The following is a 19,882-nucleotide window of genomic DNA, read 5'->3' as shown; positions in this document are numbered from 1 at the left end:
GCGGCTCAATCGTGGCGGACGGTGCCTTGCGACAGGATCTCGATCACCGCCAGGCCGTCGGCCACCGGCGTGCGCGGGGTTGCGCCATGGGCGATGCACTCGAGGAAATGGGCGCATTCGCGGCTGAGCGGCAGGCCGTCGGGCAGGGGCACATAGTTGGGGTCCACCATTTCCGACTGCCAGCCATCCTCGGTCTCCCACAGCTTGTGGCGGTAGAGGGCAAGCTTCTGGTCCCAGGGGGCGACATCGTCGAATACGGCCATGGCCTTGGAGCCGATCACCGTCAGCCGCCGCTCGCGGTAGGGGTTGAGCCGGGAGGTGAACACATGGCTGCGGATGCCGCCGGGAAACTCGAGATGCAGATGGGCGAAATCGGAGAGCCGGTTCATCACCGCCGACCCTTCGCCGCGCACCTTCACGGGCGTCTCGCCGGTCAGCGCGAGAATCAGCGACAAATCATGCGGCGCGATGTCCCACAGCGCATCGTTCTCGGCGTGGAACTTGCCGAGCCCGACCCGGTGCGAATGGATGTAGCGCACGGCGCCGAGCTCTCCGCTCGCGACCATCGCCTCAAGCGCCTCGAAGGCGGGGTGGAAGCGCAGCACATGGCCGGTGATCGCCACGAGGCCCGTGCCCTCGGCGGCATCGACCACCCGGCGCGCGTCGCTGACCGACAGCGCGATCGGCTTTTCGACCAGCAGGTGCTTGCCCGCCTCGAGCACGGCGACCGCCTGGTCGGCATGGTGGTGCGGCGGCAGCGCCAGCACCACGCCGTCGATTTCGGGATCGGCGAGCACGTCCTCGACCGCGACCGCCGCCACGCCGTGGCGCGCGGCCAGCGCTTCGGCACGCTCGGGATTGCGGTCGGAGACGGCGGCAAGCGCCCCGAGTTCGGCGAAGGTGCGGGCATGGTTGGTTCCCCAGTAGCCGCATCCGACGACGGCGATCTTGGGAAGGGAAGCGCTGGGCATGGGGCGAATGGTCCTTGGAAACTGGCTGTCGCAAGGGGATTAGACCCTGACGCCGGGCAAGGCAAGGCGGAGGCCCGCCCGGGCGGCAAACCGCCGCGCCGGCCTGAGGCGGAGGCGGGCGCTCAGACGGGGCGGGAGCGCGGCGCAGGCCGCGTGCGAAACCGGCGCGCGACCAGCCGCGACGCCGGGCCGCGCGGGGCGCTGTCACGGGCCTGGCCCGCGCCCGGGACCATGCCCGCGGCGTCCCATGTCACAAGCGTGTCAGAAAAGCCCAAAGTGCGCTTGACACCAGACCGGCCCGCACACTATATCCCGCCCGTCCGGCCCGATCCCGTATCGGCCGCTGGCGGCGGGGTAGCTCAGCTGGTTAGAGCAGCGGAATCATAATCCGCGTGTCGGGGGTTCAAGTCCCTCTCCCGCTACCAAAATTCTATTTGTCCGACCCTGAGACATGGGTGGCAGTTTTTACCTAAGACATGCGTTGTAGCCGATTATATTCGGCCGTGCGGCTTGACGTTGTTTGTCATCCAATCGTTACGGGTGCATTGAAGCCTGTTTCTGGCTGTTTGTCAGCTAATCTCTCCTTTCGGTTTTATCCGTGATGCTGTGGCGCTCTTCTTCAGGCCGTTCGTAAAAGCCTTGAGCGGCATTCGCCCCTTCATGCTGCGGCCGTGGTCCGGGCGTTTGGTGTTGTAGGTGACGAGCCAGCCGTCGAGCACCGTTCGGTCGAAGCGCAGCGGTGATGGCGTTTGATTGCGGCCGACGCACCTTGGTGTGCGGTGTTCGATCTCTTCGAGCTGCAGGGACAATTCGCAAGAATACCGGTCGGGCCCGGCATCGAGATACAGAACCCAAAAACAAACGAGGCCGCACAGGTGTGCGGCCTCGAGGGTTGGTGGGCTGGCTAGCCGACAGGGAAGCTCAGTTTGCGGAACTCTTGATGATATCGACCGCCTGGTTGGCCCATTCTGCGCCGCCGATCTGATCGTAGAAGTTTGGCCACAGGGCCTGCGCGGCAGCTTGCCACTTTTCCTCATCCTTCGGTGCGCCGTGAAGGTTGACGCCGCGTTCCTTCAATTCCGCGATCGCTTCTTCCGTCTTCTCGGCCGAAACCTGGCGGCCGTAGTCAACCGCTTCCCGGCCAGCCTTGACGACGGCTTCCTTGATGTCGTCAGGATAGGACTGGAAGACGCGCTCGCTGACGATCAGCGGCCCGGTCCACATCATGTAGTGGATTTCGGTGATGTCGGACTGCACTTCATAAAAGCGCGATGAAATCGCTGTCGTGTAGGGGTTCTCCTGCCCGTCAATCACGCGCTGCTGCAACGCGGGAAAGACCTCGGCCCAGTCCATCGGGATGGGTTCGATGCCCCAGCTCTTGAAGGTCTGGATGGCAATGTCGTTCGGGGAAACGCGGATCTTCAGGCCCTTGAGGTCTTCCAGCGTCTCGACCGGCTTGTTGGTGGTCAGAACACGGAAACCCTTTTCCATGAGACCAAGTGCACGCACGCCGGCTTCCTGGGTGATGCGCTCGTTCAAGGGCTCGAGCAAGGCGTCCATTGCCTTGTGGGCCTGCTCGGTGCTCTTGTAGGCATAAGGCAGCATCAGCACGCCGGCAGACGGAGCGAGCGGCATCAGGTTGCCGGTGTAGAGGATTTCGGCTTCCACCGACCCCATGCGCAAGGACTGGGCGACTTCGGTTTCAGCGCCGAGCGAATTGTTCGGGTAGATCTGAACCTCGACCTTGTTGTCGGTGTATTGCTCGACGAGTTCCTTGAACTTGACCGCTGTGAGGTGGGTCGGATTGCTCTCGTTGTCGCCATGCGACAGGCGCATGGTGTAGTCGGCGGAAAGGGCGAACTGGCTTCCCGCCAGGACCATGACGGCCGCGGCTAGAGTGGATTTAAACATGTCATTTTCCTCCTGTATTGACTTCAGTTAGTAGATGAACCCGAGCAATCGCGGGAGAAACAGCGATAGTTGGGGAACAAAGGTGACGAGCAGAAGCACGCCAATTTCCGCAAGGATCAGCGGGATGGATGCCTTGCTGACTTCTTCGACCGACGCGTTGCTTATCTCGCTTGCGACAAAGAGATTCACGCCAAGCGGTGGGGTCGAGTAACCGATCTCGCAGGCTATGACGAACATGATGCCGAACTGGATCGGGTCGATGCCGGCGTTGACGGCGACGGGCAAGAGCAAGGGTGTCAGGATGATGAGCTGGGTCAGCGTTTCCATCCACATGCCGACAAAGATCAGCAGGGCGATGATCAACAGGATCAGCACCACCGGATTGTCGAAGGTGTTGATCATCAGGTTCGAGAAGTTCTGCGGCACCTGGAAGATGGTGAGGACCCGGCCCAGCAGCCGGCCGCTGACGAGCACGAACAGGACGACACCCGTCAGTCGCACCGCATAGGTCATGCTGTCGAAGAAATTCGACAGCGTCAGGGTGCGGTAGATGAAGATGCCGACGAACAGGGCATAGAGCACGGCGACGACGGACGCCTCGGTCACGGTAAAGAGGCCGGTATAGATGCCGCCCAGAATGATCACCGGGGCAAGGATGGCCCAGCGCGCCTCCCATGCGGCGGCGAAAATGGTTCTGGCGCTGCGGCCATCGGGATTGGCTATGGCATAGCCCCGGCGCCGCGAAATGACGCGCGATGTGGCGGTCAGGGCAACGGCGAGCAGGATGCCGGGGATGACGCCGGCAACGAACAGGCCGGTAATCGAGACCTCGGCGGTGATGCCGTAGATGATCATCGGAATGGACGGCGGGATCACCACGCCGATACCACCTGCATTGGATGTGACCGCGGCGGCAAAGGACTTGTGATAGCCCTCCTTGATCATCGTCGGGATCATGATCGAGCCGATCGCCGCAGCCGTCGCCGGCCCGGAGCCGGAAATCGCGGCAAAGAAGGTGCAGGCAACGATGGTCACCGTCGCGAGACCCCCGGGCGTGGGGCCGACCAGCGAGCGTGAAAAGGCAATCAGCCTGGATGTCAGCCCGCCCTTTTCCATCAGGACGCCCGCAAGAACGAACATCGGCACGGCGATGATCAGGAAGTCGTTGACGGCGGAATAGGCTGCCTGCACGACGAACGACAGGGGGATGTTCGCCGCGATCATGCCGGCGATCGCAGCGAGGCCAATCGAGACCGCCACGGGCACGCCGAGCAACAGGAAGACGAAAAAGGCGAGAGTTAGAATAATGGGTGCGCTCATGGTCCTGCCTCAGTCGTCAAGCCGTGTGTCGATGACCGTGGTTTCGGCATCGGTCCAGCGGCGGATCATTACCTGGATCACTCGTATGCTCATCAGCAAGAAGCCGAGCGGTACGATCATTTGCACCCACACAAGATTGATGCCGGTCGTCTGCGAAATCACCGGAAACTGGAACATGTCGGCGATGTAGATGGAGCCGAACCAAACAACGATACCGTTGAAGACCAGCCAGATGAGGTCAGCGATCGTCAGCATCACCTTTTGGCCCAGGGGCGGCAGCATCATGATCTGCACCGATACCCGGATGTGGCGGTCTTTGGCCGCGGCAACGACGAACCCGAAATAGACCGCCCAGACAAAGAAGAAACGCGAGACCTCTTCGATCCACGCAAAGGACCAACCCAGCGCGTAGCGGCCAATCACCTGCATGCTCAGGAGGACGAGAACGGCGGTCATCAAAAAGAGACCGATCCATTCCTCTATGGACCGGTGTTTCAGGAAACCGGGCATGTGCTGTCCTCCCGTAGGTCGGCGGCTCGTTTGGCGATCAGGGTGCGGGGTGTCTCGCTGGCCAGCGCGCCGAGCATTGCCACAAGGCGCGCATGGAACCCGGCATGGTGCCGGATCGGCCCGTCGAAAAGATCGAGGGCAAGAAAACCATCGGCAAGCAACCGTGGGTCGTCGCCGGCCGCGGCGGTGATCTGCGCAAAACGCGCGGCAAGCGGATCTTCGATCGGGATTGCCCGGCCGGCGGCATCGCGCCCGGTATTGTAGCGCATCCACGCTGCGATGGTGAGCGCATACAGGTCGCAATATTCCGGATTGTCGAGGTGGTGTACCGCAGCCTCGACAATACGTTGCCCGAGCTTGAATGAACTGTCGGTGCCGATCTGGGTCAACTGGTGCCGGATATGGGGATTGCGGAGCCGCTTGAGCGTCAGTCGACCATAGGCTTGCAAGTCTTCCCCGTCGGGGCAGGCTAGGGTGGCCGCCTGGGCGGCGACAAAGCGGGTCAGCCATTGCGCAAGAACCGGATCAGCCGCAGCGTCCGCCGAGGTTTCAAAGCCTGATAGCGCCCCGATATGGGCGATCGCAGTCTGTGCACCATTGAGAATCCGGTGTTTCATGCGTTCGTAGGGCGCAACGTCCTCGACGATCTGAACACCCACTGTTTCCAGCGGCGGAATGGGACCGGCGAAGCGCCGTTCGAGAACCCACTGGCCGAACGGTTCGGCGGCGACCCCCAGCGCGTCGGCTTGCCCGGCGCGCGCCGCAATGGCGGCGCTGGCTTCAGCATCCACGCGCGGAACGATGCGATCCACCATCGATACCGGGAAAGTCACGTTTTCCCGCATCCATGCCGACAGCTCGGGTCGGGTGCGGGTGACGAATTCCGTCATCACCGCTTCAAGCAGGCGTCCATTGGCGGGGATATTGTCGCAACTGGCAAGCGTGATGCCGGGCAGCCCTGCCAGGCGGCGGCGGTCGAGCGCCAGGGCCAGCCAGCCGATCGCGGTGAGGGGAGCATCAGGTGCTGCCAGATCATGGGCGATCGCCACGTCGTCGAGACGCTGGGTGCCCGGCACATGGCAATACCCCTTTTCGGTCAGCGTCATGGTGACGAGCTGAAGGCCGGGATCGCAGAGCATGTCTTCGGCGGCCGCATCGAGCACCTCATGGATGCTTTCGACCAGGCGCAGATCCTCGCCGTGGTCGTCGCGCAGCAACACGTGATAGCTGCCTCCCTGGCTGCTGTGGGCCGCGGCCAGATGCGGGGGAAACAGGCATACCGCGCGAATTCCAGCCCGCGAATGGCCAGCCTTGATCAGCGCATCTGCATAAAGCGCCTGATGCGCGCGGTGAAATGCGCCGGGGCCGATATGCAGTATCGCCGGCGTGTTCTTGTGCGACGTTGCGCCTGTGTTCACATCCATCTCATCAGCCTCAGAAGCTCAGCAGAACCTTGACATTCGTGCTGCGGTCGGCGGCCGCCGCGAATGCGGCGTGGGCCTCGTCCATGGTGAAGCGGCCCGTGATGAACGGCGACAGATCAACCGTGCCGTCGGTGATCTGTTGGACCGCAAGATCGAACTCTTCAAGGAAACGATAGGCGCCGACCAGAGTGATCTCGCGTGTCAGCAGGCCGGCCAGCGAGAGCGGAGCGGCCGGCGGGAGAAATCCGACCTGGACAATCCGTCCCCGGGGGCGCGTCAGGCGTATCGCCATGTCCAATGCGAAGGGAGAGCCTGCGCATTCCAGCGTGACATCGACCTCACCGATCGCGGCCTCGGCTGCGCCGGTCAGTTCAGCGTTGCCGACCCGGAAAGTTTCGGCGCCGGTCACGCCGGCAATCCGTGCCAGCGCAGGTTCGGCGATATCGGTGACGATCAGGCGGCCCGCACCGGCGGCCTTGGCGGCGACGGCCACGAGGCTGCCGATCGTGCCGGCGCCTGTGACCAGAACCGACGCGCCGGGCGCAATCTGCGCCAGCGCCACGGCATGGAGGGCAACGGCAAATGGTTCGCATAGAGAGGCCAATGCCAGATCGAAGTGTTTCGGCAGCGGCCGGCATTGGGTTGCCAGAACAACGGGGCGTTCGCAGAAGCCGCCATGGGTATGGGGCTGGTGGGCCGCGCTGCCGAGGTAGCGCATCGAGCGACAAAGATGGGTAAGCCCTGCTGCGCACTGGTCGCATGCATGGCAGGGGCGCGACGGATTGACCACCACAGGCTGACCGACCGTGAGCCCTGTCACGTCAGCACCGACCTCGCAGACGATGCCGCTGAATTCGTGGCCGAGGATCATGGGTTCGCGCACGATGGAGTTCGCGACGCGGCCGTGCTGGTAGTAGTGCAGGTCGGACCCGCATATCCCGCCCCACGCAAAGTCCAGCCGGACTTCGTCGTTGGCCAATGACTGCTCTGGCCAGTGCTGCACCGCCATCTGGCCAGCAGCATGAATTACGCACGCCTTCATAAATCCTCCTCCGGTCGGTCTCCAACCAGCCACCTCGAACCAATAGAATGAATATTCTCTTTTCTGCAAGCGTAAAATGCATGTTGCATTTCAGATCGGGGTGCCGGCCCTGTGGGCCGATCGCCCGAGAGGCGCAAACGTGCCTATACGCGGCGTTCCGTCACGGGTAATTTGGAATGAATATTCCACAGTGAGTCGGAGACCTTATCGCATGAACAGCGGATCCCTGCGCCCTGCCAGTTTTGACGAGCTGTGTGAAAGACTGGCCCATGATCGCGACACCATGCCCAAGCGGCTTGCCCAGACCGCCACCTATATGGTTGGCCACCCCGACGAGGTGGCCTTTGGCACGGCGGCCACCATTGCAGAGGCGGCGGGCGTTCAGCCGTCCACGCTCGTGCGCTTCGCCAAGGCTATCGGATTTGACGGGTTCTCGGATCTGCAGACATTGTTCCGGGAGCGTTTGCGCGACCGCAATCAGAGTTACGAGGTCCGGCTCAACGCATTGGAGCACAGCCGCGAAGGCGATGAAGGTCGATTGTTGCTCAACGGGTTCATTGCGGCGGGGCACGATTCGCTGGCGCGTCTCGAACAGGATTTCGACAGCGCCGCCTTCGAACGCGCGAGCGCGCTCCTGGCGCGTGCCGCGACCATTTATCTCTGCGCCCGGCGCCGCGCCTTTCCGCCGCTGATCCAGATGCGCTATGCCTTCGCCAAATTGGGGATACGCAGCGAGATCTGCGGCTCTATCAACGGAATCGATGAAGACCTTCTTTCGATCGCCACGCCGCAGGACGCGGCGATCCTCATCAGCTTTCTGCCCTATTCCGATCAAACCATCGCAATGGCCCGGCAGTTGAAGCAGCAGGGCGTTCCGATTGTTGCGATCAGCGATTCGCCGCTGTCGCCGCTGGTGCCTTTGTCCGAGGTCTGCTTCCAGTTGACAGAAGCGGATTTCGCCGGATTTCGAACACTTGCGGCCGCCATCACGCTGGCGATGGCTCTCACGGTCGCTGTCGCGGACAAGAGGCTCCGGCACGCCCCCGAGTCGTGATCGAAGAGGGGAAGCGGAGGGACGGTCGGCAAAATCCAAATGGAATGTTTATTCTGCATTGACTTAATTTTGGAATTGTAGTTTCAGGAATTCCAAGTGCAGATGCGTGCCTCGGGGTTGGTCGCATTCGGTGAAGTCGATTGGGAGAATGTTAGGATGAGTGCTCTGTCAAATGCCGCCGCATCGGGGATTTCGACGGCTCCAGCAGAAGACTGCAGGCTCGACGTGCTGACTATCGGTCGCTCTTCCGTCGATCTCTATGGTCAACAGATCGGATCGCGGCTTGAGGATATCTCCAGCTTTGCCAAATCAGTTGGCGGCTGCCCCACCAATATCGCCGTTGGCACGGCAAGGCTGGGCCTGCGCTCGGGGCTGATCACGCGGGTCGGTGCCGAACAGATGGGCGGCTTCATCCGTGAGCAGTTGCAGCGCGAAGGCGTTGATATCAGCGGTGTTCGCACCGACCCCAATCGCCTTACCGCGCTCGTGCTTCTCTCGGTCGAAAACGACCAGAGCTTTCCGCTGATTTTCTACCGTGAAAACTGCGCTGACATGGCGCTCGAGGTCGAGGATCTGGATGCCGCCCAGATCGCGTCATCGGCTTCCGTGCTGGTCACGGGCACGCATTTCTCCCGCGCCAATACGGCTGCGGCACAGATGCGAGCAATAGAGATTGCCCGTGCCAACAATCGCAAGGTGGTGTTCGACATAGACTATCGGCCCAATTTGTGGGGCCTTGCGGGCCATGCCGCGGGCGACCAGCGCTACATCGCTTCCGGTGAGGTTTCGGCCAAATTGCGTGGCGTTTTGCCCTTGTGCGACCTGATCGTCGGCACTGAAGAGGAAATCCTGATCGCCTCGGGTGAAAGCGATTGCCTGGCCGCCGTTCAGGCAATCCGGGCCCTGAGCAAGGCGACGATTGTCCTGAAGCGTGGCCCCATGGGCTGCATCGTCTACGAAGACGGCGATATTTCCGCGCTTGAGGACGGGATCGTCGGTCAGGGGTTCCCGATCGAGGTCTATAACGTTCTCGGCGCAGGTGATGCCTTCATGTCGGGCTTCCTGCGCGGATGGCTGCGCGGTGAACCGTCCAAGACCTGCGCCACCTGGGCCAATGCCTGCGGTGCATTCGCGGTGTCGCGGCTGCTGTGTGCACCCGAGATCCCGACATGGGCAGAACTCGGATATTTCCTTGAACATGGAAGTCCGCATCGTGCCTTGCGCAAGGATGTCGAGCTCAACCACATCCATGGCGCCACCACGCGCCGGCTTGATCTGCCGCAGGTGATGGCCTTTGCGATCGATCACCGGTCACAGCTGGTGGAAATGGCGGAAAAGGCGGGCGCTCCGCTGGACCGGATAGAGGCGCTGAAAGTTCTCGCGGTCGAGGCGACGGCGAAGGTGGCTCAAGGGCGCCCAGGATTCGGGATGCTTCTTGATGAACGCTTTGGCCGGCAGGCATTGGCGCGCGCAAGCCAGGTCGGGCTGGACTGGATCGGTCGCCCCGTGGAAGAACCGGGCTCGCGTCCCTTGAGGTTTGAATATGGCCAGGATATCGGCTCGCAACTGGTGGCATGGCCGGTCACGCACTGCATCAAGGCGCTTGCCTTCTATCATCCGGGCGATGCGGATGACTTGAAATCCGAACAGATCGAGACGCTCAAGCAGCTTTACTCGGCCGCCCGCAGCGTCGGACGCGAACTGCTGATCGAGATCATCGCATCCAAGGCCGGCCCCATCAGCCCTGACACGGTGGCCACGGCGATCCGTGACATTTATGCTGCAGGCATTCGCCCGGACTGGTGGAAGCTCGAGCCACAGCAGGATGCGGTTGCCTGGCAAAACATCGAAGCGGCCATTGTCGAAAATGATGCGTGGTGCCGCGGCGTGCTGCTCCTGGGGCTCGACGCCCCGATCGAAGACATAAGATCGGCCTTTTCCCTCGCGTCGGCGTCACCCGTGGTCAAGGGCTTTGCTGTCGGCCGCACCCTCTTTGGGGCAACGGCCGCCGAGTGGCTGGCCGAACGCATTGACGATCAAACCGCAGTCGCCGAGATGGCTGACCGCTTCCGGGTCCTGGTCGATCACTGGCTTTCCTTGCGGGGAGAAGCTCACGAGTAGGGCCTTGAACCCTGCATGACGATTGGTCTGTCTGCCGTCAGCGCCCATGGCACAGATTTGAGGTTGTGATGTAGGAAGGTCTTGGGCTTCGTCGGCGTGACGAAGGAACGAGGATGAAGCCCAGGTTTTCCTTGAAGACATCGTCGGCCAAGGCCCCTGCGGGGCGTGCGGTGAAGCATGGCCGGCATGCGACGCGGCGGCACTCTCGGCCGAAGACACGATCCGGATCGTGCCGGAGGGACTGCACGGCGGGCTCTTGAATGAACCGCGCTTCCCGTCACGGCCCCAGGCTCGATCCGCGCTTTCACACTTGCGCCGCGATCAGAACGGTCACGGACCACAGTCCGGTCTCGGCTGGCTGACGCCCGCCCAATTCGGCCTGACCATCAACCCGCGACGTGATGCGGTGCTGAGCAGCCGGAACGGCTCCGCACCGGAACCCGCCGCTGCCGCGGCGAATACAGCCACCAAGACCGCTGGAGCGAACTCGAAACCGGATAAAACCTGGGGGCAGGGTCACGGATAGAGTTCGATTTCGCAGTGGGCTAACTCAAAATTTCTAAGGCTTTTGTACCCATAGCCAGGATCCATGGAATGCTATCCGCCTCTGCAATCGATGGAGGTCGGAGCAAAAATGGATCCACGCGGTGGCCGGCATTTTGGAAAATCGGCATCGGATCTTGCCTGGAGCCACTTCTGGCTGTCAGCGCTTGAGCTGAAGCGCACGCTTGATCGGAAAACGCCGTTTGATTTTCCGGCGAAGGTTAAGGCTGGGCGTGTGCTGCTGGTGGGAGAGGGGAACCTGAGCTTTTCCTTGGCGCTTGCCCGAAAGGTCGGCGTATCTGCCACGAACATGATCTCGACGACATTCGAGACCGTGGCCGAATATTCCGAAGCGACCGTTGGCAATGCCATCGCACTGCGCCGTCTAGGTGTAACTGTTGTGCCAGGCGTCGATGCCAGGAACTTAACGAACTGGTTCGGTCGGGGAAAATTTGGCTCCATTGTTTTTCAATTCCCGAATGTCGGCAGCCGGAACCCTCTCCATGGGCGAAACCCCAACCACATTCTGGTCCGTCGCTTTCTCGAAAGCGCGTCCGAACACCTGGTCGACGACGGTGTTGTTGCCATAACGGCGGTGAATAGCCCCCACTATGATGGTGCTTTTGATGTTGATGGCGCAGCGGAGCGCAATCAATACGATATTCCTGTTGCGCATCCGTTCTACTTTTCCGATTATCCGGGCTATACCCATGTTAAGACCAAGGACGATGGTTCGGGCGCCTTGGATGCAGGCGATGAGTTTGTGACATTTGCTTTTCAAAAGAAGAGGCAGGCCGTCAGGAAATGGGGTCATCGTTGAACACCACCTCTACCAATCTGCCCCCCGGGGCCATCTGCCTGCCTTCCTTCATCTCCGCTGAAGAGGAGGCGGCGTTTGTCGGCCATCTGGACGCCTGTGAATGGAGCACCGAGCTCAAGCGGCGGGTCCAGCATTTCGGGTACCGCTACGATTACCGGGCGAGGGCGGTCACGGCGGATGCTTATCTCGGTCCTCTGCCCGTTTGGCTTGCGCCCCTGGCCGAGCGACTGCGCGAGACAGGCGTGTTCTGTAGTCTGCCGGATCAGGTGATTGCGAATGAATACCTGCCGGGGCAGGGGATCAGCGCCCATGTCGACTGTGTTCCCTGCTTCGGCGACGCGATCGTTTCCGTGAGCCTGCTGTCATCCTGCGAGATGGTTTTTCGGGAACGGCGGAGCGGCGCGAAACGCGCTGTGAGGCTCGAACCCCGTTCGGCCGTGCTCCTCACCGAAGCCGCGCGCTACAACTGGACCCACGAAATCCCCGCCCGCAAGAGCGACGCCGTGGATGGCGTCCGGATCGAAAGAGCGCGGCGCATTTCCCTGACATTCCGGAAGGTCATTCGAACGGGTTGACGGGCGAAGTGCTTGCAGTGGAAGAACAAGAGCTGCGCAGGCTCTAGAGCGGTTCAGGTTTTGACGGAAGCGTATCCGACGTTTTCGAGGTAATTTCTGCATTCGGTTGGCTGGATCGATGTGATGAGATGTCCGATGTGTCGCCATGTATCTTCGATGGTGCGCTTCTGGGCCTGCCGCATCCAGTGCTTGATCTTGGCAAAGGCCTGCTCAATGGGGTTCAGGTCGGGGGAGTAGGGTGGCAGGAACCAGAGCCTTGCTCCGGCGGCGGTGATGGCCTGGCGGATGGCGACGCTCTTGTGCGATCCGAGATTGTCCATGATGACGATGTCGCCGGGTCTGAGCACAGGCACGAGCTGCTGTTCGACATAGGCCCGGAAGCATTGCGCGTTGATCGGTCCATCGAAGACGCAAGGCGCGGTCAGTCGGTCGCACCGCAGCGCGCCGAGGAAGGTCAGCGTGCGCCAGTGGCCGTGCGGGGCAAAGCCGCGCAGGCGCTTGCCCTTTTGCTCCCAGCCCCGCAGCGGGGCCATGTTGGTCTTGATCCAGGTTTCGTCGATGAACACCAGCCGCCGTGGATCGAGACTGGCCTGAAACGATCGCCAGCGCCGCCGCTTGCGGGCAATGTCGGCACGGGCCTGCTCAAGGGCAAACAGTGCTTTTTTTGAACCGAAGCCCTTCGCGGCGCAGGAACTTCCACACCGTGTCGTGCGACACCTTGATCCCGCGGGCCGCCAGTTCATCCTTCAGGCCGTGCAGCGTCAGATGTGGCGTCTGGTTGATGCGCTCGATGATGAAGGCTCGATGCGGCTCCAGAACACGTTTGCGATGCCCACCCATCTTGCCGGGCGCGACCGAGCCGGTTCCACGGTAGCGCTGATGCCACTTCACGGCCGAGGAAACGGCAACCCCGAAGCGCGCCGCCGCCGATCGGCAGCTCTCGCCGGCCTCGATGGCACCGACCACGCGCTCTCGAAGATCATTGGATAGAGGTGCTGTCATAAGATGCTGGCCTCCTTCCCAGCCTGCATCTTGAATCACAAAATCTCCAATCGCGGAATCCCCAAAGATTCAATCAAGAACTGAACCGCACTAGCGCTTCAGCTGGTCCATGGAGATGCCGCGAGGCGGCCAAAGAGGGTCTGGCTTCAAACTGTTGCGCTGTCCCTGCAAGATGAAGCGGCATGCGAAACTGCATCTGCCGGGCCTGGTGAGCAGATGGCGTGGGGCGCGGTGATATTCATTCATACCGCGCCTGCCTCTCACTCAGGTGACCGGTCCTTCATCTCCACCAAGCATGCGCTGGGCACGCTGACTCTTATTTGCTGCAATAGGGCAACAGCCCTTCGACGCGCAGCATCTGCTCCTTCGCCTGGATCATGGTGTCCTGCAGGCCTTCGAGAATCTCGGCGGCTTCGCGCAGGCTCTCGCATCTTTCGGTTGGCCGGCGGCCGAGTTCCTGGTCTTCCAGCAGGGCGGCGGCGAGGCGGATGTTCCACTCCGGACTTCCGGCTTTGGCGAGGTCACGCAGGTGGGCGACCTTGTCGCGGCAGATCCGGCCGCTGCTCACAAAGCTGTTGTGGTCGGTCAGGTCGCCATAGGTGCTGACATCTCCCGGCATGCAGTCGACGACGAACTCATTGTCGGTCACTTGCTGATTGAACGTCGGAAACGCCATCATCGCATAGGTGACGCCCTGGACACGGTTGTCCGTGATCTTCAGGTCTTCGCTTCGCGGACGGCCACCGAGCCACAGCCCGAAGGATCGCCCGTATCGGGGTTGCTGGCCGTTTTCGATTTCATTGCCCGTGATCGTGCAGTCGAGCGGCGGGTTGCTCAGCGACAGCGCTATGCCTTCCGCGGTGCTGACGGGATAGATGTCGGACACGCGGTTGTCCCGCAGATCGCAGGAATTGGCGTTCACCTCGATGCCGATCGAATGGGCTTGCGGCCAGTTCACGTAGCCTGTGACATCGTGAACATTGGTGTTGTGAACGCGCACCTCGTCGGCCTGGACGAACACGCCCCGGGCGCCGCCGGAAATGTCGACGTTGGAGATCTCGACCAGGCTGTTCTGCCGGTCGGTTTCGCTGCGGATGCCGAACAGGAACCCTTCGATCGCGCCATTGGAGATCTTGACGGATCCGCTGTTGATCGCCTGGATCCCCGCGGCCGAACTGGAAGGGGCGGCCTTCAGCCTGAAGCCGGCGAGGTCGATCTCGGCATCCACGCCGTCGATGATGATCGCGTGGTCGCTTTGACCCTGCGCCTCGAAATCACCCTCAAGCACATAGCATCCGCCGACGGAGATCAGCGCGGGAGGCGTGAGTGGTGTGCATGTGCGGGTTTCCTCCGCCAAAGCCGGGGCTGCGGCCAGCGCCAGCAGAAGCGCACACAACGAAGAGGCGGAGCGGGTACCTGTCTGAAGATGTCTCATGGGTCTTGTCTGCCATACCGGGCAGGGGAAGACAAGAAATTGCGGGGAGCGGCGGGCTGAAGGGCGGGCCGGACCCCTGTCGCCGGGGCGTCGTGGGTCGGGTTTTCGAGTGCGCCCATGGGATCTGGTCCAAGAGGCCGGCCGGGCGTGCGGCTTGCCGGTCCCGGCGTTGCAGGGCCGGCGTTGCAGGGAAGGAATCAGGCCTTCGCGTGCCCAGGGCCCGCTTCGGACCTCACCCCAGCCCCGCCCGCTTCACTTCCGCAGACCAGTCGACGCCGGCGTGGCCGGTCAAAAAGCCGTCGGCGTAGCGGCCGCCGGGGGCGTCGGGCAGGGCGTTGGCGGAGAGCGTGTCGGCGTCGATGCGGCCGTCGATCAGGTCACGGAACATCTGGCAGAGCCGGGTGAAGCCGCGGAACTGGGGCGACAGCCGCAAGGCCGAAACGCCCGCCTGCCTGAGCCCGTCGAGCTGGTGGGCGGCGTTGGCGCAGGAGGCCGAGAGCGTCTGGATGCCGTTGATGGCGAGGAAGCTGTCGCCATCGAGCGTATCGACCGCGCGGCCGTCCGGGTCGGCATTGCAGATGAACTGGCAATTGTCCTTGGAGCGCTCGTTGAGCCGGGCGTGGTAGCAGCGGCTGGAGACCGCGAGCGGCAACCGCCCCCAGGACCAGGCCTCGACCGGCACCGGCGAGGCGGCGGCGAGGATCGCAATCGAGGACAGCGGCAGTTCCGGCGGCAGGCAGATGCGGTCAGCACCGCGGGCGGCGAGCCAGCGCAGCGTGCCTTCGTTGTAGACATTGACGAGCGGACCCACCGAGAAGGGCTGGCCTTCCGGGATCAGCGGCAGGGTGGACAGGTCGTTGACCTCGATCTCGAGCCCCATGTCGACGAGTTCGGCGGTCAGCTTGCGCTCGCGCTTGAGCGTGATCAGGGCGAGGCTGGTCATGGCCACGGTCTTGCCGGCTGCGCGCAGGCGGTCGATCACCTCCTGGAAATGGTGCTGGTAGAACGGCAGCCGCTTGGAGCAGACGAGTTCGCCCAGGACCACCGTGTCGACCGGGGCCTCGTCGGCGAGCCGCAGGTAGAAATCGCGCCAGATGGCGGCGTCCCAGAAATACATGTTGGGGCCGACTGTGAGTTGCATGTGGCTTAGTCCCTGTTCGCGATGCTGTCCTGCGTGCGGCGGCCGGTCGGGCCTGTCGGACGCGCTATCTCCACGTCTTGCGATAGGCGCCCGTGGTGGCGGCCTGGCCCTCGGTCAGGCTTGCGAGCGTGCCCGGCGGCACCGGCAGGCCCTTGTCGACGGCCTCGACCGCGGCGCGGAAGCTGCGCACCACCTGCGCGACATAGGCGCGCGAGCGCTGCCGGCCCTCGATCTTGAGCGCGGTGACGCCTGCTTCGGCCAGCGCCGGGATGAGATCCGAGGCATCGAGGCTGCTCGGGTCCTCGAACACGTGGCCCACCTTGTCCTGGCTCGAGAAGCAGCCCTTGCACAGCGTCGGGTAGGGCGCGGGCGCGTCCTTGCCGTTGCGCTGGATGGTGTAGCCGCCGAGCTTGGCCGACAATTCGCCCCGGCTCTCGACATATTGCACATGCGAGGGCGGCGAGCAGACGCCGTTCATGTTGGGCGACTTGCCGGTGATATAGGACGACAGCGAGCAGCGACCTTCCGCCATCACGCAGAGCCCGCCGAAGACGAAGACCTCGGTCTCGACGTCGATCTCGCGGTTGATGGCGGTGATCTCGGCGACCGTCAGCACCCGCGGCAGTACCACCCGGCGCACGCCGAACGTGTTGGCGTAGAAATTGATGGCGTCCGGATTGGCGGCGGCCGCCTGCACCGAGAGGTGCCGCCTCAGATTGGGGTGATGCTCGGCCGCATAGGCGAGCAGGCCGAGATCGGCAAGGATGGCGGCATGGGCGCCCGCGGCCTCGGCGTCGGCCACCGCGCGGTGCCAGATGTCCTCGGCGCCGGCGCGCGGGAAGGTGTTGATCGCCACCAGCACCTTGGCGCCGCGGCGGCGGGCATAGGCAACGCCTTCGGCGAGTTCGGCGCGGTTGAAGTTGAGGCCCGGGAAATTGCGGGCATTGGTTTCGTCGGCAAAGCCGCAATAGATGGTGTGGGCGCCGGCATCGACGGCGGCGCGCAGTGCTGCGGGGGTGCCCGCGGGGCAGACGAGTTCCATCATGGCCGGGCCTCCGCGCGGCGCAGCGGCATGCCGGTGCGACGTTCGGCGAGTGCGATGAACGGCATCAGCAGCCGCCCGAACGGACCGGTCAGCCCGGCGATCTCGGCGCCGAGATCGATCTCGCAATCGTCGATGGCGTTGCGCAGTGCAAGGGCCGCGGAGGTGTCGCCGTCGATCACCAGGTCGCGCGAGAAGAACAGCGCATCGCCGTCCCAGGTGCCGTGCACTAGGCCCAGCAGTGCCGACAGCGGGCCTGCGATGCGCGCGTCGGCGCGCGGCGGATCGCGGTGCAGCGTGATGCGCATGCTGGTGGGGTGCGGGTGCAACAGCAGCGTCACCGGCAGGTCGGTCGGGTCCACGGCGAAGCTCGACGAGACATAGGGGCCAAGCCGGCTGATCAGGCCGGGATGATTGGCCACCATCCGCCGCGCGAGAATCGTCAGCGCCTGCGACAGCGGCGCCAGCGGCACGAGCCTGAGCGGACTGGCGAGCAGCAATGGGACAGTCGGGAACTCGGTATGGATATCGGACACTTAGGCCTCAACATAAGCTCGGGGAGATATGATCCGACATTAGTCCGGTGCGGCGCAGGCCGGGTTGATTTAAGTCAACTCGACGGCCCGGGCGCGCTGCTAACACCGGTGTCTGACCAGATGCATCTCGTGCCCGGACGGTTGCGGTCTTGACGACCCGGCCCTGCAGTGCCGCGATACCATTTGCCGCATGCGCCGGCTTCGGAGCTGGCGCGCACCATGCCAACCACGGGGGCCCCCTTGGACGCGATCCACCGCCATCTGCCGGTTTTCACCACGCTGCGCGAATTTCTCGACTGGTCCGAAAAGAAGGGCGATCTCGTCCGCGTCGCCCGGAAGGTGGCGGTAAACCAGGAGATTACGGCAGTCCAGATGAAGGTGCTCGCGGGCGGCGGGCCGGTGCTCCGGTTCGACGCGCCGGTGCTGGCCGACGGGTCGGTGGCGCGGGCGCCGGTGGTCACCAACCTGTTCGGCACCAAGCGCCGCGTGGCCGCGGGGCTGGGGCTGCTGCCCGAGCAGGTCTCCGATTTCGGCACCTTCCTCGCCGAGCTCAGGACGCCGCCGCCGGTCGACGGCATGCGCGACGCCTTGTCGCGGTGGCCGATGCTGAAGGCGGCGCTAAGCACCCGGCCGAAAGTGCTGCGCAAGGCGCCGGTGCAGGAGGTGGTCGACCTGCATCCGGATCTTTCAACCTTGCCGGTGCAGACCTGCTGGCCCGGCGACGGCGGGCCGCTGATCACCTGGCCGGTGGTGCTCACGCGCTCTCATGGCAGCGACCCCGACGATGTCGGCCGCTACAATGCCGGGGTCTACCGCGCGCAGGTCAAGGACAAGGACCGGCTGATCATGCGCTGGCTCGCCCATCGCGGCGGTGCGGCGCATCATCGCGGGTGGGCGCAGGCGGGCGAGAAAATGCCGATCGCGATCGTGCTCGGCGCCGATCCGGCGACGCTGCTGGCTGCCACCCTGCCACTGCCCGAAACCGTTTCCGAGCTCGCGTTCTCGGGCGTGCTGCGCGGCGAACGGATGGAACTGGTGCGCTCCCGCACGGTGCCGCTTCTTGTGCCCGCGCATGCGGAAATGGTCATCGAGGGCTGGGTGTCGCCGACCGAGACCGCGCCGGAAGGCCCGTTCGGCGATCACACCGGCTATTACAACGCGGTCGAGCCGTTCCCGGTGGTCGAGGTGACGGCCATCACCCAGCGCGCGAGGCCGCTCTATCTTTCCACCTCGACCGGGCGCCCGCCCGACGAGCCGTCGGTGATCGCCGAGGTGGTCAACGAATTGGTGCTGCCGGTGATCCGCCAGCAGATCCCCGAAGTGACCGAGTTCTGGCTGCCGCCGGCGGCCTGCTCCTACCGGATCGCGGTGGTGGCGATCGACAAGCGCTATCCCGGCCAGGCGCGCCGGGTGATGATGGCGCTGTGGGGCATGCTGCCGCAGTTCTCCTACACCAAGATGGTGATCGTGGTGGACAAGGAGATCGACGTGCGCAGCTGGGACGACATCGCCTGGGCGATCTCGACGCGGATGGATCCGGCGCGCGACGTGATGCTGCTCGACCGCACGCCGATGGACTATCTCGATTTCGCCTCGCCGATCGAGGGGCTGGCGGGCAAGATCGGCCTCGACGCCACCACCAAGATCGGCACGGAAACGAGCCGCGAATGGGGCCGGGTGATCGCCATGTCCGCGGAAGCCGAAAGCTTTGCCGACAAGCTGATCGCCGAACTGGGAGTGCTGGCATGAGAGTTGTTCTGGCCGTGTCGGGCGCGTCGGGCGCGGCGCTGTCGCTGGCCGCAGCCCGCCATCTGCGCGGCCTCGGCGCGCGCATCGAGCTGGTGGTGAGCGCGGCCGCGGAACGCACGCTTGCGGCCGAATGCGGCGCCGAGGCGCTTGCACAGCTGGAGGCGCTGTGCGACCGGCGGCACGACGCGCGCGATGTCGGCGCCGAAATCGCCTCGGGCTCGGCCCATGTCGATGCCATGCTGGTGGCGCCGTGCTCGATGCGCAGTCTGGCGGCGATCGCGCTCGGGCTCGACGACAACCTGCTCACGCGGGCGGCGAGCGTGCAGCTGAAGGAACGGCGGCCGCTGGTGCTGATTGCCCGCGAGGCGCCCTATACGCTCGCGCATCTGCGCAACATGACGGCGGTCACCGAAATGGGCGGCGTGGTGATGCCGCCGGTGCCGGCCTTCTACCTGCGCCCCGAAACCACCGGCGACATTGTCGCCCAGATCGCGGCGCGGGCCGTCGACCTGATGCGCCTCGGCGCTCCCGTCGCCCGGGCCTGGACCGGCGAAGATCCGGCCTGAAGCCGGACGGCACGGCCGGTCGCCCGGTGCGGAAGGCCGTCCGCCTTCCGGCCCGAATGTTTTCAGGAATTCAGGGACTGCGCCTGCTTCCCAGGCCCGGCGTCGGCATGGCGGCGGGCC

General features: G+C 63.8%; 18 protein-coding genes, 1 tRNA gene and 1 pseudogene. 8 read left to right on the top strand and 12 right to left on the bottom strand.

Annotation, left to right across the window (positions count from 1 at the left end; genetic code table 11):
* Positions 1-5: 5 nt before the first annotated feature.
* Positions 6-971, bottom strand: coding sequence for a Gfo/Idh/MocA family protein (locus AWJ14_RS00935; protein ID WP_066173641.1), 966 nt, complete (start codon positions 969-971; stop codon positions 6-8).
* Positions 972-1,319: 348 nt separating this feature from the next.
* Between AWJ14_RS00935 and AWJ14_RS00930 the strand changes: the two genes are divergently transcribed.
* Positions 1,320-1,396, top strand: a tRNA-Met gene (locus tag AWJ14_RS00930).
* 144 nt (positions 1,397-1,540) lie between these two features.
* Here AWJ14_RS00930 and AWJ14_RS22090 read toward each other — a convergent pair.
* From AWJ14_RS22090 to AWJ14_RS00905, 6 genes are all read right to left on the bottom strand, one after another.
* On the bottom strand, positions 1,541-1,780 hold the full coding sequence (locus tag AWJ14_RS22090) for a hypothetical protein (RefSeq protein WP_139112485.1): 240 nt from the start codon (positions 1,778-1,780) through the stop codon (positions 1,541-1,543).
* Between the two features lie 112 nt (positions 1,781-1,892).
* The gene (locus AWJ14_RS00925) at positions 1,893-2,882 is read right to left on the bottom strand and encodes a TRAP transporter substrate-binding protein (RefSeq protein WP_066173637.1); all 990 of its coding nucleotides are present in this window, start codon (positions 2,880-2,882) and stop codon (positions 1,893-1,895) included.
* 27 nt (positions 2,883-2,909) lie between these two features.
* Positions 2,910-4,202, bottom strand: a complete 1,293-nt coding sequence (locus tag AWJ14_RS00920) for a TRAP transporter large permease (protein WP_066173634.1) — start codon at positions 4,200-4,202, stop codon at positions 2,910-2,912.
* Positions 4,203-4,211: 9 nt separating this feature from the next.
* Positions 4,212-4,712, bottom strand: a complete 501-nt coding sequence (locus tag AWJ14_RS00915; RefSeq protein ID WP_210183478.1) for a TRAP transporter small permease — start codon at positions 4,710-4,712, stop codon at positions 4,212-4,214.
* A complete protein-coding gene (locus tag AWJ14_RS00910) occupies positions 4,697-6,136 on the bottom strand; it encodes a mannitol dehydrogenase family protein (RefSeq protein WP_066173632.1) in 1,440 nt (479 codons plus the stop codon). The genes AWJ14_RS00915 and AWJ14_RS00910 overlap by 16 nt, the downstream gene beginning before the upstream one ends.
* Positions 6,137-6,146: 10 nt before the next feature.
* Positions 6,147-7,178 (bottom strand): L-idonate 5-dehydrogenase, encoded by a 1,032-nt coding sequence (locus tag AWJ14_RS00905; RefSeq protein WP_066173629.1) that lies wholly within the window; start codon positions 7,176-7,178, stop codon positions 6,147-6,149.
* 211 nt (positions 7,179-7,389) lie between these two features.
* On the opposite strand from AWJ14_RS00905, the gene AWJ14_RS00900 reads away from it, so the two are divergent.
* The 5 genes and pseudogenes from AWJ14_RS00900 to AWJ14_RS00885 all read left to right on the top strand — a co-directional run bounded on the left by AWJ14_RS00900 (position 7,390) and on the right by AWJ14_RS00885 (position 12,291).
* The gene (locus tag AWJ14_RS00900; protein WP_066173627.1) at positions 7,390-8,232 is read left to right on the top strand and encodes a MurR/RpiR family transcriptional regulator; all 843 of its coding nucleotides are present in this window, start codon (positions 7,390-7,392) and stop codon (positions 8,230-8,232) included.
* Between the two features lie 156 nt (positions 8,233-8,388).
* Entirely contained in the window at positions 8,389-10,353 is a 1,965-nt protein-coding gene (locus tag AWJ14_RS00895; protein ID WP_083219934.1) for a bifunctional 5-dehydro-2-deoxygluconokinase/5-dehydro-2-deoxyphosphogluconate aldolase, read from the top strand.
* Positions 10,354-10,594: 241 nt separating this feature from the next.
* A pseudogene (locus tag AWJ14_RS22085) lies at positions 10,595-10,854 on the top strand (integrase core domain-containing protein); the annotation flags it as partial.
* A gap of 133 nt (positions 10,855-10,987) precedes the next feature.
* On the top strand, positions 10,988-11,716 hold the full coding sequence (locus AWJ14_RS21825; protein WP_171904793.1) for a class I SAM-dependent methyltransferase: 729 nt from the start codon (positions 10,988-10,990) through the stop codon (positions 11,714-11,716).
* A complete protein-coding gene (locus AWJ14_RS00885; RefSeq protein WP_245304083.1) occupies positions 11,713-12,291 on the top strand; it encodes an alpha-ketoglutarate-dependent dioxygenase AlkB in 579 nt (192 codons plus the stop codon). Before AWJ14_RS21825 ends, AWJ14_RS00885 begins: the two co-directional genes overlap by 4 nt.
* A 53-nt stretch (positions 12,292-12,344) precedes the next feature.
* On the opposite strand, the gene AWJ14_RS21820 is transcribed toward AWJ14_RS00885, so the two are convergent.
* The 5 genes from AWJ14_RS21820 to ubiT form a co-directional block, all read right to left on the bottom strand.
* A protein-coding gene (locus tag AWJ14_RS21820; RefSeq protein ID WP_139112484.1) for an IS630 family transposase occupies positions 12,345-13,293 on the bottom strand; the annotation gives its coding sequence in 2 pieces (ribosomal slippage) (positions 12,345-12,947 and positions 12,949-13,293; 948 coding nt in all).
* A 316-nt stretch (positions 13,294-13,609) separates the two neighbouring features.
* A complete protein-coding gene (locus tag AWJ14_RS00870; RefSeq protein WP_083219932.1) occupies positions 13,610-14,728 on the bottom strand; it encodes a right-handed parallel beta-helix repeat-containing protein in 1,119 nt (372 codons plus the stop codon).
* Between the two features lie 232 nt (positions 14,729-14,960).
* Entirely contained in the window at positions 14,961-15,869 is a 909-nt protein-coding gene (gene ubiV / locus AWJ14_RS00865; RefSeq protein ID WP_066173611.1) for a ubiquinone anaerobic biosynthesis protein UbiV, read from the bottom strand.
* A 64-nt stretch (positions 15,870-15,933) separates the two neighbouring features.
* The gene (gene ubiU, locus AWJ14_RS00860) at positions 15,934-16,911 is read right to left on the bottom strand and encodes a ubiquinone anaerobic biosynthesis protein UbiU (RefSeq protein WP_066174750.1); all 978 of its coding nucleotides are present in this window, start codon (positions 16,909-16,911) and stop codon (positions 15,934-15,936) included.
* Positions 16,911-17,447, bottom strand: coding sequence for a ubiquinone anaerobic biosynthesis accessory factor UbiT (ubiT, locus tag AWJ14_RS00855; protein WP_210183477.1), 537 nt, complete (start codon positions 17,445-17,447; stop codon positions 16,911-16,913). The genes ubiU and ubiT overlap by 1 nt, the downstream gene beginning before the upstream one ends.
* A gap of 219 nt (positions 17,448-17,666) precedes the next feature.
* Between ubiT and AWJ14_RS00850 the strand changes: the two genes are divergently transcribed.
* Together AWJ14_RS00850 and AWJ14_RS00845 are read left to right on the top strand one after the other, a co-directional pair.
* Positions 17,667-19,196 carry a UbiD family decarboxylase gene (locus AWJ14_RS00850; protein WP_066174746.1) on the top strand — a complete coding sequence of 510 codons (1,530 nt, stop codon included), beginning with the start codon at positions 17,667-17,669 and terminating at the stop codon, positions 19,194-19,196.
* Positions 19,193-19,762, top strand: coding sequence for a UbiX family flavin prenyltransferase (locus tag AWJ14_RS00845; RefSeq protein ID WP_066173608.1), 570 nt, complete (start codon positions 19,193-19,195; stop codon positions 19,760-19,762). The genes AWJ14_RS00850 and AWJ14_RS00845 overlap by 4 nt, the downstream gene beginning before the upstream one ends.
* The last annotated feature ends 120 nt before the right edge of the window (positions 19,763-19,882 follow it).

Origin of the sequence: Parahoeflea olei (assembly GCF_001703635.1) — a bacterium.
Classification (GTDB): Bacteria; Pseudomonadota; Alphaproteobacteria; order Rhizobiales; family Rhizobiaceae; genus Hoeflea; species Hoeflea olei.
Note: the sequence above shows the minus strand (reverse complement) of the source record. Positions and strands in the feature narration are given on the sequence as shown.

What these genes read in the sequence shown, in the direction of transcription:
- AWJ14_RS00905 (WP_066173629.1), bottom strand. Translation starts at nt 7,178, where the DNA reads ATGAAGGCGTGCGTAATTCATGCTGCTGGCCAGATGGCGGTGCAGCAC.
- AWJ14_RS00895 (WP_083219934.1), top strand. Translation starts at nt 8,389, where the DNA reads ATGAGTGCTCTGTCAAATGCCGCCGCATCGGGGATTTCGACGGCTCCA.
- AWJ14_RS00845 (WP_066173608.1), top strand. Translation starts at nt 19,193, where the DNA reads ATGAGAGTTGTTCTGGCCGTGTCGGGCGCGTCGGGCGCGGCGCTGTCG.
- AWJ14_RS00850 (WP_066174746.1), top strand. Translation starts at nt 17,667, where the DNA reads ATGCCAACCACGGGGGCCCCCTTGGACGCGATCCACCGCCATCTGCCG.
- AWJ14_RS00935 (WP_066173641.1), bottom strand. Translation starts at nt 971, where the DNA reads ATGCCCAGCGCTTCCCTTCCCAAGATCGCCGTCGTCGGATGCGGCTAC.
- ubiV (WP_066173611.1), bottom strand. Translation starts at nt 15,869, where the DNA reads ATGCAACTCACAGTCGGCCCCAACATGTATTTCTGGGACGCCGCCATC.
- AWJ14_RS00870 (WP_083219932.1), bottom strand. Translation starts at nt 14,728, where the DNA reads ATGAGACATCTTCAGACAGGTACCCGCTCCGCCTCTTCGTTGTGTGCG.
- ubiU (WP_066174750.1), bottom strand. Translation starts at nt 16,911, where the DNA reads ATGGAACTCGTCTGCCCCGCGGGCACCCCCGCAGCACTGCGCGCCGCC.
- AWJ14_RS21825 (WP_171904793.1), top strand. Translation starts at nt 10,988, where the DNA reads ATGGATCCACGCGGTGGCCGGCATTTTGGAAAATCGGCATCGGATCTT.
- AWJ14_RS00910 (WP_066173632.1), bottom strand. Translation starts at nt 6,136, where the DNA reads ATGGATGTGAACACAGGCGCAACGTCGCACAAGAACACGCCGGCGATA.
- AWJ14_RS00925 (WP_066173637.1), bottom strand. Translation starts at nt 2,882, where the DNA reads ATGTTTAAATCCACTCTAGCCGCGGCCGTCATGGTCCTGGCGGGAAGC.
- AWJ14_RS00900 (WP_066173627.1), top strand. Translation starts at nt 7,390, where the DNA reads ATGAACAGCGGATCCCTGCGCCCTGCCAGTTTTGACGAGCTGTGTGAA.
- AWJ14_RS00915 (WP_210183478.1), bottom strand. Translation starts at nt 4,712, where the DNA reads ATGCCCGGTTTCCTGAAACACCGGTCCATAGAGGAATGGATCGGTCTC.
- AWJ14_RS00920 (WP_066173634.1), bottom strand. Translation starts at nt 4,202, where the DNA reads ATGAGCGCACCCATTATTCTAACTCTCGCCTTTTTCGTCTTCCTGTTG.